Source organism: Variovorax boronicumulans (genome assembly GCF_029892485.1).
In the GTDB taxonomy this organism is placed as follows: domain Bacteria; phylum Pseudomonadota; class Gammaproteobacteria; order Burkholderiales; family Burkholderiaceae_C; genus Variovorax; species Variovorax boronicumulans_B.
Map to the genome: position 1 here is coordinate 187,026 of NZ_JARXVG010000007.1, position 14,550 is coordinate 201,575.

16 protein-coding genes and 1 tRNA gene are annotated in these 14,550 nt (G+C 64.6%); 5 read left to right on the forward strand and 12 right to left on the reverse strand.

From position 1 onward, the window contains the following. Nucleotides 1–4 precede the first annotated feature (4 nt). On the reverse strand, nt 5–1,588 hold the full coding sequence (locus M2282_RS18315) for an ABC transporter substrate-binding protein (protein WP_280810207.1): 1,584 nt from the start codon (nt 1,586–1,588) through the stop codon (nt 5–7). Between the two features lie 199 nt (nt 1,589–1,787). Between M2282_RS18315 and M2282_RS18320 the strand changes: the two genes are divergently transcribed. Next, nucleotides 1,788–2,174 (forward strand): RidA family protein, encoded by a 387-nt coding sequence (locus tag M2282_RS18320; RefSeq protein WP_013539755.1) that lies wholly within the window; start codon nt 1,788–1,790, stop codon nt 2,172–2,174. Between the two features lie 3 nt (nt 2,175–2,177). On the opposite strand, the gene M2282_RS18325 is transcribed toward M2282_RS18320, so the two are convergent. After that, nucleotides 2,178–2,768, reverse strand: a complete 591-nt coding sequence (locus M2282_RS18325; RefSeq protein WP_093439947.1) for an ATP-dependent Clp protease proteolytic subunit — start codon at nt 2,766–2,768, stop codon at nt 2,178–2,180. An 87-nt stretch (nt 2,769–2,855) separates the two neighbouring features. On the opposite strand from M2282_RS18325, the gene M2282_RS18330 reads away from it, so the two are divergent. Continuing rightward, the gene (locus M2282_RS18330) at nt 2,856–3,623 is read left to right on the forward strand and encodes a sigma-70 family RNA polymerase sigma factor (RefSeq protein WP_280810208.1); all 768 of its coding nucleotides are present in this window, start codon (nt 2,856–2,858) and stop codon (nt 3,621–3,623) included. A 124-nt stretch (nt 3,624–3,747) separates the two neighbouring features. On the opposite strand, the gene lolD is transcribed toward M2282_RS18330, so the two are convergent. Continuing rightward, nucleotides 3,748–4,425 (reverse strand): lipoprotein-releasing ABC transporter ATP-binding protein LolD, encoded by a 678-nt coding sequence (lolD, locus tag M2282_RS18335; protein ID WP_280810209.1) that lies wholly within the window; start codon nt 4,423–4,425, stop codon nt 3,748–3,750. Beyond that, complete coding sequence (locus M2282_RS18340; protein WP_280810210.1) at nt 4,418–5,674, reverse strand: lipoprotein-releasing ABC transporter permease subunit; 1,257 nt, start codon at nt 5,672–5,674, stop codon at nt 4,418–4,420. Before M2282_RS18340 ends, lolD begins: the two co-directional genes overlap by 8 nt. Nucleotides 5,675–5,819: 145 nt before the next feature. Between M2282_RS18340 and M2282_RS18345 the strand changes: the two genes are divergently transcribed. Together M2282_RS18345 and recJ are read left to right on the forward strand one after the other, a co-directional pair. Next, nucleotides 5,820–6,782 (forward strand): hypothetical protein, encoded by a 963-nt coding sequence (locus M2282_RS18345; protein WP_280810211.1) that lies wholly within the window; start codon nt 5,820–5,822, stop codon nt 6,780–6,782. Further along, nucleotides 6,779–8,500, forward strand: coding sequence for a single-stranded-DNA-specific exonuclease RecJ (gene recJ, locus M2282_RS18350; RefSeq protein ID WP_280810212.1), 1,722 nt, complete (start codon nt 6,779–6,781; stop codon nt 8,498–8,500). Before M2282_RS18345 ends, recJ begins: the two co-directional genes overlap by 4 nt. A 55-nt stretch (nt 8,501–8,555) precedes the next feature. On the opposite strand, the gene M2282_RS18355 is transcribed toward recJ, so the two are convergent. After that, nucleotides 8,556–8,816 (reverse strand): hypothetical protein, encoded by a 261-nt coding sequence (locus M2282_RS18355; protein WP_280810213.1) that lies wholly within the window; start codon nt 8,814–8,816, stop codon nt 8,556–8,558. A 460-nt stretch (nt 8,817–9,276) separates the two neighbouring features. Between M2282_RS18355 and M2282_RS18360 the strand changes: the two genes are divergently transcribed. Continuing rightward, nucleotides 9,277–9,624: a hypothetical protein gene (locus M2282_RS18360; RefSeq protein WP_280810214.1), complete on the forward strand. Its 348-nt coding sequence runs from the start codon at nt 9,277–9,279 to the stop codon at nt 9,622–9,624. Here the strand turns inward: M2282_RS18360 and M2282_RS18365 are convergent. From M2282_RS18365 to M2282_RS18395, 7 genes are all read right to left on the reverse strand, one after another. Next, entirely contained in the window at nt 9,621–11,066 is a 1,446-nt protein-coding gene (locus M2282_RS18365) for a sensor histidine kinase (protein WP_280810215.1), read from the reverse strand. The two genes, M2282_RS18360 and M2282_RS18365, sit on opposite strands and share 4 nt — an antisense overlap. Continuing rightward, nucleotides 11,053–11,703 (reverse strand): response regulator transcription factor, encoded by a 651-nt coding sequence (locus tag M2282_RS18370; protein WP_280810216.1) that lies wholly within the window; start codon nt 11,701–11,703, stop codon nt 11,053–11,055. Before M2282_RS18370 ends, M2282_RS18365 begins: the two co-directional genes overlap by 14 nt. 35 nt (nt 11,704–11,738) lie before the next feature. Then, entirely contained in the window at nt 11,739–12,167 is a 429-nt protein-coding gene (locus M2282_RS18375; protein WP_280810217.1) for a hypothetical protein, read from the reverse strand. A 143-nt stretch (nt 12,168–12,310) separates the two neighbouring features. Then, a tRNA-Thr gene (locus M2282_RS18380) sits at nt 12,311–12,386 on the reverse strand. 44 nt (nt 12,387–12,430) lie between these two features. After that, nucleotides 12,431–12,994: a ClpXP protease specificity-enhancing factor gene (locus tag M2282_RS18385; protein ID WP_280810218.1), complete on the reverse strand. Its 564-nt coding sequence runs from the start codon at nt 12,992–12,994 to the stop codon at nt 12,431–12,433. Between the two features lie 35 nt (nt 12,995–13,029). Then, complete coding sequence (locus M2282_RS18390; protein WP_042579119.1) at nt 13,030–13,641, reverse strand: glutathione S-transferase N-terminal domain-containing protein; 612 nt, start codon at nt 13,639–13,641, stop codon at nt 13,030–13,032. A gap of 95 nt (nt 13,642–13,736) precedes the next feature. After that, entirely contained in the window at nt 13,737–14,513 is a 777-nt protein-coding gene (locus tag M2282_RS18395; RefSeq protein ID WP_280810219.1) for a cytochrome c1, read from the reverse strand. Nucleotides 14,514–14,550: the final 37 nt, after the last annotated feature.

Consider the following 14,550-nt stretch of genomic DNA (forward strand, 5'->3'; position numbering starts at 1 on the left):
GGCTTTACTTGATCTTCGCGTTCCAGAAGAACGGCCACGTCGCGGGCTGGTAGTTGTCCAACGCCGGGCTCTTGGCCGAGAGGCCGTTGAACTTGCCGACGTTGATATACGGCACCTCGTCGTAGACGACCTGCTGCACCTTGCCCCACAGCGCGCCGCGCTTGGCGGGGTCGCTCTCGACATTGAAGGCCTGCAGCGCCGACTTCTTGGCGGGCGTGTCCCACCAGCCGGGCGCACCGTCACCCAACTGCGGCGGCGAGAGCATCGGCTCGGGGAACTGGCCCGAGTGGGTCACGTAGATGTCCCAGAGCTTCGAATCGTTGCGGCGCTGAACCAGGGTGGCCCAGTCGACCACGTTCAGGTCGACCTTGAAGCCCGCGCGCTTGAGCTGCTCGGCCATCAGCAACGACATGTTGTAGTGGAAGTCGTACTGGCGGCTCGTGAGCACGCGGATCGGCTCGCCCTTGTAGCCGGCCTTGGCGGCGGCTTCCTTGGCCTTGGGTGCGTTGCGCTCGTTGTAGAGCGTGACGCCAGCGGTCGAATAGAACGGCGAGCCCTTGGGGAAGTGGTTGGCCTCGGCCACGAAGAAGCGGGTGTCGCCGAAGCCGGCTGCGAGCATTTCTCCTTCGCCGAGCGCGGACTGGATCGCCTGGCGCACGGCCTGGTTGGAAGCCACGCCTTCCTTCGTATTGAGCACGAGGTACGGGAAGCCGAACGACGGCGTCATGATCGGCACGGTCTTGCCGCCCGATTTCTCCAGGCGCGGCAGGGCTTCAACCGGCAGCAGGTCGGCAAAGTCGTACTGGCCGGCGAGCGCACCTTCGACGCGCGTGCTCGCATTGGGCACGGGCACGAAGCGCAGTTCCTCGATGACCGCCTCGCGCTTGCCGCCGTAGCCGCTCGCGGGTTCCTTGCGCGCGGCGTACTTGTCGAAGCGGGTGAGCAGCACGAACTGGTCGGGGCGGCGCTCCTTGAACTTGTAGGGGCCGGTCCCGACGAACTCCTTCAGCGGCGAGGCGATCGATTCCTTGGCCATGATCGCGGCCATGCCACTGGGCAGCGCAAGCTGCGAGAGCAGCGGCGCATAGGGCGCCTTCAGCACGATCTCCACGCCCAGCGGGCCCTTGGCCTTGAGCGTGTCGATTTCCTTGCCCACGGCCTTGCCGCGCGGCGACTGGTCCATCCAGCGCTGCAGGCTCGCCACCACATCGTCGGCGGTGAGCTCGCGGCCGCTGTGCAGCATCACGCCCTTGCGCAGGGTGATGGCGTAGGTCTTGCCGTCGGCGGAGATCTTCGGCGCGGCTTCGGCCAGCATCGGCACCACGTTCCACTTGGCATCGAAGGTGTAGAGCGTCTCGTACACGTGCTGCATGATGGTTCCGACCAGGTCGGCGGTGGAGGCCATCGGGTCGAGCGTCTGCGGCTCGGCCACCATGGCGAGCGTCGCGAAGTTGCGCGGGCCCTGGGCATGCGCCTGCTGATGCGGCAGCGCGGCGCACAGCATCGCGAGCAAGGACGCACCCAGCAGGCTGCGTTTGGACAGCTTGGGCAGGCGCCGGACAAGACCGGCGTTGGCGGCATGGGGCATGGGGAACTCCTTCGTGGGGCGGGCGAGGTTATGAAAGAAATTTTCTTTTCCGCCCGGACTTTGAAGCATCAACCATGCCAAATCATCCGTGTTAACCCTCGTTTGAGGGTTTTTCTGAAATAGATTTTCAGATTGGATCGATACTTGCGATCCGCTTTTCTTGCTTTTCTTTCATTCCCATCACTTCAGGAGTCCTCCCATGCCCCTCGAATACCTCGGCGCCCCGCCCGTCGCCTCGGACCGCCAGGCCCGCCCCTTTTCCCCGGCTGTGCGCGCGGGCGACTTCATCTACGTGTCGGGCCAGGTGCCCGCCAATGCCGACGGCGAGATCGTGGTGGGCGGCATCGAGGCGCAGACGCGCCAAGTGATGGAGAACCTGAAAAAAGTGCTCGCGCTGGCCGGCGCCACGCTCGACGACGTGTGCAAGAGCACCGTGTGGCTGCACGACGCGCGCGACTTTGGTGCCTTCAACCGCATCTACATGAGCTACTTCGGTGAAAACAAGCCGGCGCGCTCGACCACCGAGGCGCGCCTGATGGTCGACGCCAAAGTGGAAATCGACGTCGTCGCCTACAAGCCGAAGTAACCGCTACTTCAGCTCGGTCTTGCGCTGGATGATGCGCGAGACCAGCCCGTACTCCACCGCCTCCTCCGCCGAGAGCCACCGGTCGCGCTCGATGTCGGCCAGCACCACGTCGATGTGCTTGCCGGTCTCGCGCGCGATTTCGTGCGCGATGCGCTGGCGGGCCTTGATGATTTCCTGCGCCTGGATGGCGATGTCTGTCGCCTGCCCGCCCGCGCCGCCGCTGGGCTGGTGGATCAGGAAGCGCGTGTTCGGCAGGCACACGCGCCGCTCGCGCGGGGCCGCCAGGAACAGGTGCGTGGCGGCGCTGCCGACCCAGCCGGTGCCGATCATGTTCACCGGCGCGCCGATGAAACGCACGATGTCGTGGATCGCATCGCCCGACTCCAGGTGCCCGCCGGGCGAGCTCACCAGGATGTCGATGGGCTGCTGGTTGTCCGCATCCAGCGCGATGAGCCGGCGCGTGACGTCGGCGGCCACCGCGTCGGTGATGCTGCCGAAGATCAGCAGCGTGCGCGATTTGAATGCCTTCTCCTCCAGGTAGGAGTTGCGCGGCTCGGCCGTGGCCGCGGGCTTGGTGTCGTCGTCGGTTTCCATGATGAAGAAGCACTCCTTGTGGGTTGAACTGTCTTGACGAACAAGCCCACAGTTTCGTGACATTCGGGCCTATGGCAAGCTGCGCCGATGCTCGATGAACGCTATCTCTCGCAATTCCCGGCACTGCGAAGCCGGCTGGTTCGCGCAGCGGCGCGCATGCTGGGCGGACTGGCCGAAGCCGAGGACGTGGTGCAAGACACCTACCTGCGCGCGCTCGAGGAAGGCGACAGGCCCGGCCTCGATGCCGCCCAGGCCTGGCTCACGACGGTGATGCAGCACATCGCCATCGACCGGCTGCGGCGGCGCAACTGGATGCAGCAGTGGCTTTCCGGTGCGCAGGCATCGGAAGTGCCTGCCGACAAAGCCGCCTCGACCGAAGACCGCGCCGCAATGGCCCAGGAGGTCGAACAGGCCTTGCGGCTGCTGGCCAACCGGCTAAGCCCCGCCGATGGCGCCGCGGTGCTGCTGCGCGAGGTGTTCGAAGCCAGCTTCAAGGAAATTGCAGAGGCCAGCGGCAAGACCGAGGCGGCTTGCCGGCAGCAATTGCATCGCGCATTGCTGCGGCTGCGGCAGGACGACAGGGACGTGGAAGAACGCAGCGCTGAAGCGGTCTTCCATGTGTACCGGCAGGCGCTGCATGACTGCGATTCACGGACGCTGTTCGCGATGCTCCGACAGCCACCGACGCGCGCGTTGGCTATGTCGGCTGCGATGGCACCCAGGTCGGATGCACCGCGTGTGGTGTGCCAGGTGATGCAGATGGGCGGACAGCTTGGCTTGGTGCTGACCTTGGGTGGAAAGGTACTGTGCGTGCTGCCGCTGGAGGCGCGGCAGGCCGAAGAGGCGCTGCTTTAGCTCCTTCCCTCTCCGGGGGAAGGTTGGGATGGGGGCCGCGCGGCCTCGAAGACTGCATGGCATTGAATGCCGCGTGCCCCCACCCCTGCCCTCCCCCGGAAGGGGAGGGAGAAAGACAAGGGACTCAGCCGGCCAGCCGACCCGCCACCAACTGCAGCACCCGGTCGCATCGCTTGGCCAGTTCCTGGTCATGCGTGACCATCACGAACGCCGTGCCATGCCGATGCGCCAGATCAAGCATCAGCGCGAACACCGCGTCGGCAGTGCTGCGGTCCAGGTTGCCCGTCGGCTCGTCGGCCAGCACGCATGCCGGCTGCGTGACCAGCGCACGCGCGATCGCCACGCGCTGGCGTTCGCCGCCCGACAACTCTGCCGGACGGTGATGAAGACGCTCGCCCAGACCGACACTGCCAAGAATCTTCGCGGCCGCCTGCGCAGCCTGCGACGACTCGACGCGGCGGATCTTCAGCGGCATCGCCACGTTGTCGAGCGCGCTGAACTCGGGCAGCAAATGATGGAACTGGTAGACGAAACCGAGGTGCCGGTTGCGCAACCGCCCCTGCTCCGCGGCATCCGCATGCGCGATGTCCTTGCCCAGCAGCTCGACCTTGCCCGAGGTCGGCGCATCGAGCCCGCCCATCAGGTGCAGCAGCGTGCTCTTGCCCGAGCCCGAGGCGCCGACGATGGCCAGCGTTTCGCCGGCATGCACGTCCAGGTCCACGCCGTGCAGCACGGTGAGGTCGATGCGTCCTTCGTGAAAACGCTTCGTGAGGCCACGGGCCTTCAATACCACTTCACTCATAGCGCAATGCCTCCGCGGGGTTGACGCGGCTGGCGCGCCAGCTCGGGTACAGCGTTGCAAGGAACGCCAGGATGAGCGAGATGATCGCGATGGGCATGATGTCGCTTTGCTGCGGGTCGCTCGGCATCTTGCTGATCAGGTAGATGTCCTTGGGCAGGAAGCTCGCATGAAAGAGCCGCTCCAGGAACGGCACTATCACGTCGATGTTGTAGGCGATGCCCAAGCCCAACAGCAGGCCGGCCACGGTGCCGATCACGCCCACCATCGCGCCCTGCACCACGAAGATGCCCATGATGCTGCGCGGCGAGCTGCCCAGCGTGCGCAGGATGGCGATGTCGGCGCGCTTGTCGGTCACCGTCATCACCAGCGTCGAAACGAGATTGAACGCGGCCACTGCCACGATCAGCGTGAGGATGATGAACATCATGCGTTTCTCGACCTGCACGGCCGCAAACCAGGTCTTGTTCTGGCGCGTCCAGTCGCGGATGAGGAACTCGCCCGGCAGGCTGACGGCCAGCTGGTCGGCCACGTCGCGGGCCTCGTTCAGGTCCTTGAGCTTGAGGCGAATGCCGGTCGGGCCTTCGAGGCGGAACACCTTGGCGGCATCCTGCTCGTGCACCATCGCCAGCGCCGAGTCGTACTCGTAGTGGCCCGAATCGAAGGTGCCCACCACGGTGAACTGCTTCAGGCGCGGCACCACGCCGGCCGGCGTGACCTGGCCGCCCGGCGCCACCAGCGTGACCTTGTCGCCCGGCTGCACGAACATCGAGCGCGCGAGCTCCACGCCCAGCACGATGCCGAATTCGCCCGGCACCAGCTTGTCGAAGGTTCCCTTGCTCGCGATGCCGCCGGTGTCGGTGACCTCGGGTTCGAGCTTGGGATCGATGCCGCGGACGATCGCGCCCTTCATGTCCTCGCCGCGCGCGATCAGCGCCTGCGTGTTGATGAAGGGAGCCGCGCCGATGACCTCGGGGTTCTTGCGCGCGGCCGCCATGATTTCGTCGAGGCTCTGCAGCGCCTGGCCGTCGCGCGAGAAGATCTCGATGTGCGACACCACGCCGAGCATGCGGTCGCGCACCTCTTTCTGGAAGCCGTTCATCACACTGAGCACAATGATCAGCGCCGCCACGCCCAGTGCAATGCCAAGCATCGACACACCGGAGATGAAGGAGATGAAGCCGTTGCGCCGCGTCGCCCGGCCTGCGCGCGTGTAGCGCCAGCCGAGCTGCAGTTCATAAGGGAGTCGCATCAAATTTCCTGCCGAGCCGCCTCAAAGGAAATTTGCCCGCCCTTGGAGGGCAGCGAATACACGAAGTGAGGAGCGAGGGGGTTGGTCATATACGGCGGAATTGTGGCATCCCGAAACGTTTGGGGGCTTCCGGGACAATAGAGGGATGGCCGAACACCCCCCACGTCACCTGTTGATCCCCTTCGCCGGCCGCGGTTCCCCTGCCTGCCGCGCGGCATTGCCGGCGCTGAAGCTGCCGAACCTCGAATCCCTGCTCTCCCGGCTCACCCTCGCCGACACCGACACCCAGGACGAAAGCACGCGCTCGCCGCCGCACGAAAGGGCGCTCGCGAAGGCGCTGGGCGTTGCCGCCGCCGACGGCTGCATCCCCTGGGCCGCGCTCGAAGCCCGGCAAACCGGCCTCGCCACGCCCGACGACGCCGAAGGCTGGGGCGTCGTCACCCTGTGCAACTGGCAGGTCGGCATCGACGACGTGGCGCTGGGCGATCCGGCCGCGATCGAGATCGACGCCGCCGAATCGGCCGCGCTGCTCGATGTCGCGCGGCCTTTCTTCGAGGAAGACGGCATCGCGCTGCACCCCTCCCCCACGCCGGGCCGCTGGCTCGCCCGCGCGCGCATCTTCGACGGCCTCGCCACCGCCTCCATCGACCGCGCGGTGGGCTACCCCATCTCGCAATGGTCGCCTTTGGGCGATTCGGCGCGGCCGCTGCGCCGGCTGCAAAACGAGATGCAGATGCTGCTCTACACGCAGCGGGTGAACGACGACCGCGCCGCGCGCGGCGTGCCGCCGATCAACTCCTTCTGGCTCAGCGGCACCGGTGCGCTGAAAGGCGCGACGCCCGCAGCCTCCGCGCCAACCGTGAGCGACGCGCTGCGCATACCGGCCCTTCGCGACGACGGTGCAGGCTGGGCCGAGGCCTGGCAGGCGCTGGATGCCGGCGCCCTCGCCTCGCTGCTCGCCGACTACACGCGCGGCGCCGATGTGGCGCTCACCTTGTGCGGCGACCGCGGCGCGCAGCGCTACACCGTGCAGCAGCGCGGCCTCGCGCGCTGGGCCAGGAGCCTGTTCGACCGCACGCGGGCCGCCAGCGTGCTGGAGTCGCTGTGAAGATCATCGCCCGCGACATTCCGCCGCGCACCGTCTGGGCCCTCGAACAAGCGGGCGTGCATCCGCTGCTCGCCCGCCTCTTTGCCGCACGCGGTGTGCTGGCCAAGGACGAGCTCGACGACGGCCTCGCCCGCCTGCTCCTGCCCGACACCCTGCGCGGCACCCGCGAAGCCGCCGTGCTGCTGGCCGACGCCATGGCGCAAGACAAGCGCCTGTGCATCGTCGCCGACTACGACTGCGACGGCGCCACCGCCTGCGCGGTCGGCGTGCGGGGCCTGCGCTTGCTCGGTGCCAAGCACGTGAGCTACCTCGTGCCCGACCGCGTGGTCGACGGCTACGGCCTCACGCCGCCGATTGCCGAGCGCGTGGCCGACAGCGGCGCCGACATGCTGATCACGGTCGACAACGGCATCGCCAGCGTCGAAGGCGTGGCGGCTGCCAAGGCGCGCGGCCTGCAGGTGCTGGTGACCGACCATCACCTGCCCGGCCCCGAGCTGCCGATCGCCGACGTGCTCGTCAACCCGAACCAGCCGGGCTGCGACTTCGAGAGCAAGAGCATCGCGGGCGTCGGCGTCATGTTCTACGTGCTGCTCGCGCTGCGCTCCGAGTTGCGCGCGCGCGGCGTGTTCGACGTGGCCACGCAGCCCAAGCTCGATGCGCTCTTGCCCCTGGTCGCGCTCGGCACGGTCGCCGACGTGGTGAAGCTCGACGCCAACAACCGCCGCCTCGTCGCGCAGGGCCTGCGCCGCATCCGCGCAGGCGCGATGCCCGCGGGCGTCGCCGCGCTCTTCAAGGCCGCAGGCCGCACGGCCTCGGCCGCCACCACCTTCGACTTCGGCTTTGCCTTGGGCCCGCGCATCAACGCGGCCGGCCGGCTCGCCGACATGACGCTGGGCATCGAGTGCCTGCTGACCGACGACGCGGGCCGCGCCGACGAACTCGCGCGCATGCTCGATGGCATCAACCGCGAGCGGCGCGACATCGAGGGCGGCATGCGCGACCAGGCGCTGCTCCTGGCCGAATCGCTCTTCGCCCCCGACGGCGAAGGCATCGAGGCCCCGCCGGCCGCCATCAGCGTGTTCGATGCGAACTTCCATGAAGGCGTGGTCGGCATCGTCGCCTCGCGCATCAAGGACCGCTTTCACCGTCCCACCTTCGTGTTCGCCGCCAGCGGCGCGCCGGGCAAGGAAGAGGAGCTCAAGGGCTCGGGCCGGTCGATTCCCGGCTTTCACCTGCGCGATGCGCTGGACCTGGTGGCCAAGCGCCATCCGGGCGTGCTGCTGCGCTTCGGCGGACATGCGATGGCGGCGGGCTGCACGGTGGCGCGCGAGCACTTCAAGACCTTCGAGCAGGCGCTTGCGCAAGTGGCCGGCGAATGGCTGGCGGCATCGGCGCTCACCCGCCAGATCGAGACCGACGGGCCCATCGCGCGCGAATACATGCGCATCGACCTCGTGGACACGCTGCATCGCGAGGTGTGGGGCCAGGGCTTTGCGCCGCCGACCTTCAGCGAGGAAGTCGAGGTGGTGTCGCAGCGGCTGGTGGGCGAGAAGCACCTGGCGCTCAAGCTCAGGCACCAGGGGCAGCCGATCGACGCGATCTGGTTCAGCCACACCGAACCGTTGCCACCCAAGGTGAAGCTCGCGTTCCGCCTGGATGCGGACGAGTGGCAGGGCGTGCGGCGCCTGCGCTTCCTGGTCGAGGGCGCGGAGTTCTAGGGAACCGGGTGAACCTGGTCGGAGGGGGGCGACTGCGTTTCGCGCGCCGGCCGCTTCATTTCATGCACGCGCACGCCGGCAGACGCCAGCCGATCGAATGCTCGACCAGCGCCACGTTCGACCGGCGGCACCCGCATTCCGCCGGGTCATTGCACGCACAAAGCATTGAAACGACAAACGCACAGCTGTAGACGGCGACCACGCACATTCCCATGAGTAAGCCGGCCGCCCTGCGGCTGTCTTCCGTCGCGCGCCAATGCGCAAGCCGGGCTTCGGCATTGCGACGCAGCAACCGGTCGATGTCCACGGCGTCCACCCCCCTCCTCACAGCACCTCCCTGCCCCGCAAGCAGGCCGCACCGAGGCGATCGCTCCTCCGCCCGTGGACGGAAACAGTCGTCACGCTCCCTCCCAGGATCATTGCGCTCGATGCGGCCTTCATTGCTTTCACTCCCCGCGCCATCCGATGAAGCGCATGCTCTGGACTTTAGTGAAAACTAAATTTCCAACAACTAATGACTAATACCAGTCGTGGCGTCGACGGCGGATTTGCCGGAAGCTGAAAGTTCGATATTTGATCCATCGATAAAACTTCCGTGTACGCGGTGTTGCGCAACACCAGTGAATTCTGCGTATTCCCGCCAGCGCGCCGGCATGCTGCAATGGGTGACGATTCAGCGTTGTCCGCGCCCGCTGTTTCGTTTCCAAGAATGGCGCGAGTTCCAGGGATGAATGGCAAGAAGCCTCCAGCAATCGAGAACCCGAGGTCTGTCGCCCTTGGCCGCGGACATCGAAGCCGAGTTCGGCGCGCTGCGGCACGTCAAGGGCGAAGGAGGGCCGCTGTCCGCCGCCAGGCTCGATGCATTGCGCATTGCATTGGCGCAGGCGGCGGAAAATTTACCGAAGGCGCTGCGCCAGGGTTTTCATCGCAATTGCACCGAAAGATTGAAATCTCATTTCGGATGCGATTACAGCGAGATATCCGAAAGTCAATTCCAGGAAGCCGTGGGCGTGATAGGCCGGCAGATCGTCGAGGCACGGAATCGTTTAGACAAATTGGCCATCGAACTGCCACGCACCGAAAATCGCCGCTGGCGCGTGACTTTTTTTGATTTGACCAGCTAAGAGCCGGAAGCGGAACCAATCACGAATTCCCGGGGAATCAGGATTCGGAACAGGGTACCGTGCCCCATCACGGATTTGACTTCAATGCGATAGCTCAGGCGCGCCGCAAATCTTTTGACAATCGCCAGTCCCAATCCGACGCCCTTGGTACGACCCTGATCGCCAGATTCTTCCTGATGAAAGGCATCGAAGATCCGTTGCTGCGCTTCGGGCTTGATGCCATTGCCCTGATCCCAGACCTCGATCGATACGCCCCTTGAAGTCTTGCGGGCGCAGACCAATACGCCGCCCCTGGTGTATTTGAGTGCATTGGAAACGAGATTTTCAAGCATCCGCAAAAGCATGGATGCATCGGTGCCCACGGTAATTCGAGCCATCCGGAATCTCAATTGCACACCATTTTGTTCCGCGATTTTCTCGAAATGGAGATCGAGCTTCTGGAACAGCGATTGAATTTCCGTTGCGCGGATCTTCACACCCGCATCGAGCGATTCGATCCGTGCGAATTCGAGGATGTTGTTGATATAGATCTGCAGTGCATCGACTTCCCGGCCCAACCGCTCGAGCGTCGATTCCGCGGATTGGTTGGCCTTGGTGGCCGCCATGGCGGACAGCACCCACAGCTTTGCGGCATGAAGCCGCTGCTGGAAATCGTGGCTCGCGCCCGCAAAGAATTCCGAGCGCGTATCGAGTGTCTTGTAAGCCGTGTCTTTCAGCCTTTGGAGCTTGTCGTTGGCCCTTTCGAGTTCGACCACCAATTGGCTGGTTTCCCGGGTGCGCTCGAGCTGGTCGTCGAGCTGGCGAACGGCAATGAAGATATTGAGCCAGAGCACGGCCAATACCCCGGTGTCGAGTGCCGCAACGACCGGAAGGGATGCGACCCCGTTCGAATACAGGCTGAAGGAGAAGGCACCCCACAGCACGGCGTTGTAAATGACGACCGCCAGCGGCGTGACGGGCCACATGCCGGTCATCGACACGCTGATGCTGAGCAGGCCGATGCACATGATCAATTCGCGCACGGTCAGCACCGGGCCTGCGAACAATTCGATGGTCCAGATCCAATACAGGCACGCAATGATGCTGATGGCCAGCGGAATCAATTTCAGCCCGAGCGATTTCTTGACGACAGCCGGTGGCAATTTTGCCAATGGCCAGAACAGACTGACCCGGACGATCCACGTCACCACCGAAACCGCCAGCCATGTCCACATGGAGGTCGAGCTGAGAACAGGGGCGCTCGCCTCGGCCACCAGCAGGCCCAGCACGGTGATCCAGTAGGCAATCTGCTGCACGACGAATTGCCGCGCCGCCAGATGCCGGTGCGCAAGCGTCACATTGATCAGGGAACGAGATACCTTTCCCTGGTTTTCCATGAGCGATTCGTCGATCGCCCCGGCATTGTTCGCTGTATTGCGGCGAAACGCTTCAAGCATTTCCATCGCTGCTCCTTGCTGCATAACCAGCCAGGAGTCCCAATTGCACTGCCTTCTGGACGGCGTGCGCACGCGATTTGACGCCCAATGCCTCCATGGCGGAATCGATGTGGTAATTGACCGTTCCCGGATGCAATGACAGCAAGCGTGCGATTTCCTTGGTGGATTGCCCGGCGCCGACGAATTCCAGGCACTGGCACTGGCGATTGGTCAGCCGGATTGCGCCTGGATCCGCGTTCAGGTCGGGAATTTCGGGAAATACTTTTTCACCCGCAATGGCTTTTTCCAGGCTGGCTTCGAGTTCCTTGATTTCGATGGCCTTGAGAATGTAGCCCTGGAATCCGCCAGCCTTGGCTTGCGCGATGTAATCGGCCCGGTAGGCTCCGGTCAGGATGCAGGTCAATCCTTCCTTGCCCATTTTCTTGATTTCCATGGCCAGGGAAAGGCCGACCGCGCCCGGCACATCGAGGTCCAGCAGGATCAGGCCCCAGCGGTCGGGTGTGGCCTTCAATGCGAGCAGCGCCTTTTCGGCGCTGTTGCAGATTTCGATGTTGGCGACGCGGGGGCTGCGCGCAATTTTTTCCGCGGTCGCTTCCGACACCAGAGGCTGGTCTTCCACAAACAACACATTGATCATTGACATTTCCGACGGGTATTTCCTGCTTGTTGAATTGGAAATCAGTCGTTCCAATTTTTATCGCCCGATCCGCCGTCAAGCAGCGTGACCAGCGCCGCGCCCAATTCCGGCAGCGGCCTGCGCGCGAAAGCGCCGATGACCGAGGCGATGACCTCGCGCTGGTCCGAGGGCACGGCCTGCAGGAATTCCGCAAGCCGGTCGATCACGGTCTGCAGGGGCAATGTTGCTGCGGCGCCTTGGGGCTCCAGCGGCGGATGAAGGATGGGGTCGCCTTCGATCTGCAGGCGCTTTTGCCAGTTGCGGGCGCTTCGCTCGCCCAAGGGCGCACTGGAGCCCTTGGCAATCAGTTGGGAAAGGTAGCTCATGTGGGATGGCGTGAGGCCGTATTTTGCGGCGACCTTGCCGTAGCCGCCTTCGCTGTCGATGAAGCGGCGCAGCGCTGCACGACGAGCTTCGGTCAGTTCATCCATTCGGTCACTTTACTGAAGATCACCAAGTGAACTGGGGGAAATAACCCACGACTCGTCGGAGCAAAAGCGAAGCGTTGCGCCGCGAGGCGGCCTCTCAAAGAAAAACCCTCCGGACGGTGGACCACCAGGAGGGTTTTCGGTTTTGGTGCCGCTTGTCGGAATCGAACTGACGACCTTCCGCTTACAAGGCGGGTGCTCTACCAATTGAGCTAAAGCGGCTGAATTTCTTCGGTGCGTGATTCTAGTGGGCGCGTCGCGCGCACTTATTTGACGCGCTTGAGCGATGGCCTCGAACCGCCACCGGCCGGCGGGCGCGGCGGCTCGTCGACAGGGTCCGGCGCCGTGCCTGCAGGGCCGGCATCGACCACTTCGCCGCCGTCCTCGCCCGTGACCAGGTGCACGATCTTGCCGGCATCGCCTTCGGTGCCGCGCGAGGCGTCGCGCAGCGGCATGCGCGCGGGGCCCGTGGGCGAGGCCGGCACGTCGCCATTGTCGACCGCGGGCGCCGGCGCGGGAAACGCCATGCCCTGCCCGTTCTCGCGCGCATAGATCGCGATCACGCGCCCCACCGGCACGCTGATTTCGCGCGCACTGCCTGCAAAGCGGGCCTTGAACTCGATGAAATCGTTGCCGAGCTTGAGCGAGCTGGTCGCATCGAAGCTGATGTTGAGCACGATCTCGCCGTTCTTCACGTACTCGCGCGGCACCTGGACGGTGTCGTCGACCTGCACCGCGACATAGGGCGTGAACCCGTTGTCGGTGCACCATTCGTACAACGCCCGGATGAGGTACGGGCGGGTGGAGGACGACTCGAGCGCGTTGATCATGAAAAGCAGCGGAGAACGGTACGGTGGACGCAGTTTTACTTGCGCATGACCTTTTCGGAGGGCGTCAGCGCTTCGATGTAGGCCGGACGCGAGAAGATGCGTTCGGCGTACTTCAGCAGCGGCGCAGCATTCTTGCTGAGGTCGATGCCGTAGTAGTCCAGGCGCCAGAGCAGCGGCGCGATGGCCACGTCGAGCATCGAGAAGTTGTCGCCCAGCATGTACTTGTTCTTGAGGAACACGGGTGCCAGCTGCGTGAGGCGGTCACGGATGTGCGAGCGGGCCTTTTCGATGGCCTTCTCGTTGCCCTTGGTGGTGCGGTTCTCGAGCGTCGAGACATGCACGAACAGTTCCTTCTCGAAGTTGAGCAGGAACAGGCGCACGCGGGCGCGGTCGACCGGGTCGCCGGGCATCAGCTGGGGATGCGGGAAGCGCTCGTCGATGTACTCGTTGATGATGTTCGACTCGTACAGGATCAGGTCGCGCTCGACCAGGATCGGCACCTGGCCGTACGGGTTCATCACGCTGATGTCTTCGGGCTTGTTGTAGAGATCGACGTCGCGGATCTCGAAGTCCATGCCCTTTTCGAACAACACGAAGCGGCAGCGGTGGGAAAAGGGGCAGGTCGTTCCTGAATACAAGACCATCATGGCGAGAGACTCCTAAAAATCAAAAAGAGTGGGTCGCGTTGGCAACCCACTCTGCGGGACCGGATGCACGAGGCAACCGATCGGCGTGGATGGAACTACTTGACGTCTTTCCAGTACGAGGCGTTCAGTCGCCACACGAAGACCACCGACATGGCCAGGAACAGCAGGACCCAGACGCCGATGCGGATGCGAGTGTTCTGCGCGGGTTCGGCCATCCACTGAAGGTAGCTCACCAGGTCGCCGACGGCATTGTCGTACTGCACCGGCGTCAGGGTGCCGGGGGTGGCCTGCTCCCACTTGCCGGTGAAGACTTCGGTGGCGTGCCCGTGCTGCTCGACCTTGTCGTAGACCGGACGGCGCTCGCCCTGCAGTTCCCAGAGGGGGTTCGGCATGGCGACGCTCGGGAACACGAGGTTGTTCCAGCCCGTGGCCTTGGTGTCGTCGCGGTAGAAGGTGCGAAGGAAGGTATAGAGGTAGTCGGCACCCGTGCCGCCGTGGCCGGCACGCGAGCGAGCGACCAGCGTGAGGTCGGGCGGCGTGGTGCCGAACCATTCCTTGGCCTGGCGTGCGTCGATGTTGGCCTTCATGGTTTCGCCGACCTTGTCGGTCGTGAACAGAAGGTTGTCCTTGATCTGCTGCTCGGTGATACCGATGTCCTGCAGGCGGTTGTAGCGCATGAAGGCGGCCGAGTGGCAGCTGAGGCAATAGTTGACGAACAGCTTGGCGCCGTTCTGCAGGGCCTGCACGTCGGTCGTCTTGTTGGGTGCCTTGTCCCATGCCAGACCGCCGGACTCGGCCGATGCGGTGGCGGAGAAGGTCAGGCCCAGTGCAAGGCCCATGACCGCGAGCCAGCCGGAAATTCTTTTCTTCATCGTGTTTCTCTCAAGCTCTTGCACTTCGTGTCTCGTC

Bases quoted from the DNA above. Each gene is read 5' to 3' on its own strand.
- M2282_RS18315 (WP_280810207.1), bottom strand. From the start codon at position 1,588: ATGCCCCATGCCGCCAACGCCGGTCTTGTCCGGCGCCTGCCCAAGCTG.
- M2282_RS18320 (WP_013539755.1), top strand. From the start codon at position 1,788: ATGCCCCTCGAATACCTCGGCGCCCCGCCCGTCGCCTCGGACCGCCAG.
- M2282_RS18325 (WP_093439947.1), bottom strand. From the start codon at position 2,768: ATGGAAACCGACGACGACACCAAGCCCGCGGCCACGGCCGAGCCGCGC.
- M2282_RS18330 (WP_280810208.1), top strand. From the start codon at position 2,856: ATGCTCGATGAACGCTATCTCTCGCAATTCCCGGCACTGCGAAGCCGG.
- lolD (WP_280810209.1), bottom strand. From the start codon at position 4,425: ATGAGTGAAGTGGTATTGAAGGCCCGTGGCCTCACGAAGCGTTTTCAC.
- M2282_RS18340 (WP_280810210.1), bottom strand. From the start codon at position 5,674: ATGCGACTCCCTTATGAACTGCAGCTCGGCTGGCGCTACACGCGCGCA.
- M2282_RS18345 (WP_280810211.1), top strand. From the start codon at position 5,820: ATGGCCGAACACCCCCCACGTCACCTGTTGATCCCCTTCGCCGGCCGC.
- M2282_RS18365 (WP_280810215.1), bottom strand. From the start codon at position 11,066: ATGGAAATGCTTGAAGCGTTTCGCCGCAATACAGCGAACAATGCCGGG.
- M2282_RS18370 (WP_280810216.1), bottom strand. From the start codon at position 11,703: ATGTCAATGATCAATGTGTTGTTTGTGGAAGACCAGCCTCTGGTGTCG.
- M2282_RS18375 (WP_280810217.1), bottom strand. From the start codon at position 12,167: ATGGATGAACTGACCGAAGCTCGTCGTGCAGCGCTGCGCCGCTTCATC.
- M2282_RS18385 (WP_280810218.1), bottom strand. From the start codon at position 12,994: ATGATCAACGCGCTCGAGTCGTCCTCCACCCGCCCGTACCTCATCCGG.
- M2282_RS18390 (WP_042579119.1), bottom strand. From the start codon at position 13,641: ATGATGGTCTTGTATTCAGGAACGACCTGCCCCTTTTCCCACCGCTGC.
- M2282_RS18395 (WP_280810219.1), bottom strand. From the start codon at position 14,513: ATGAAGAAAAGAATTTCCGGCTGGCTCGCGGTCATGGGCCTTGCACTG.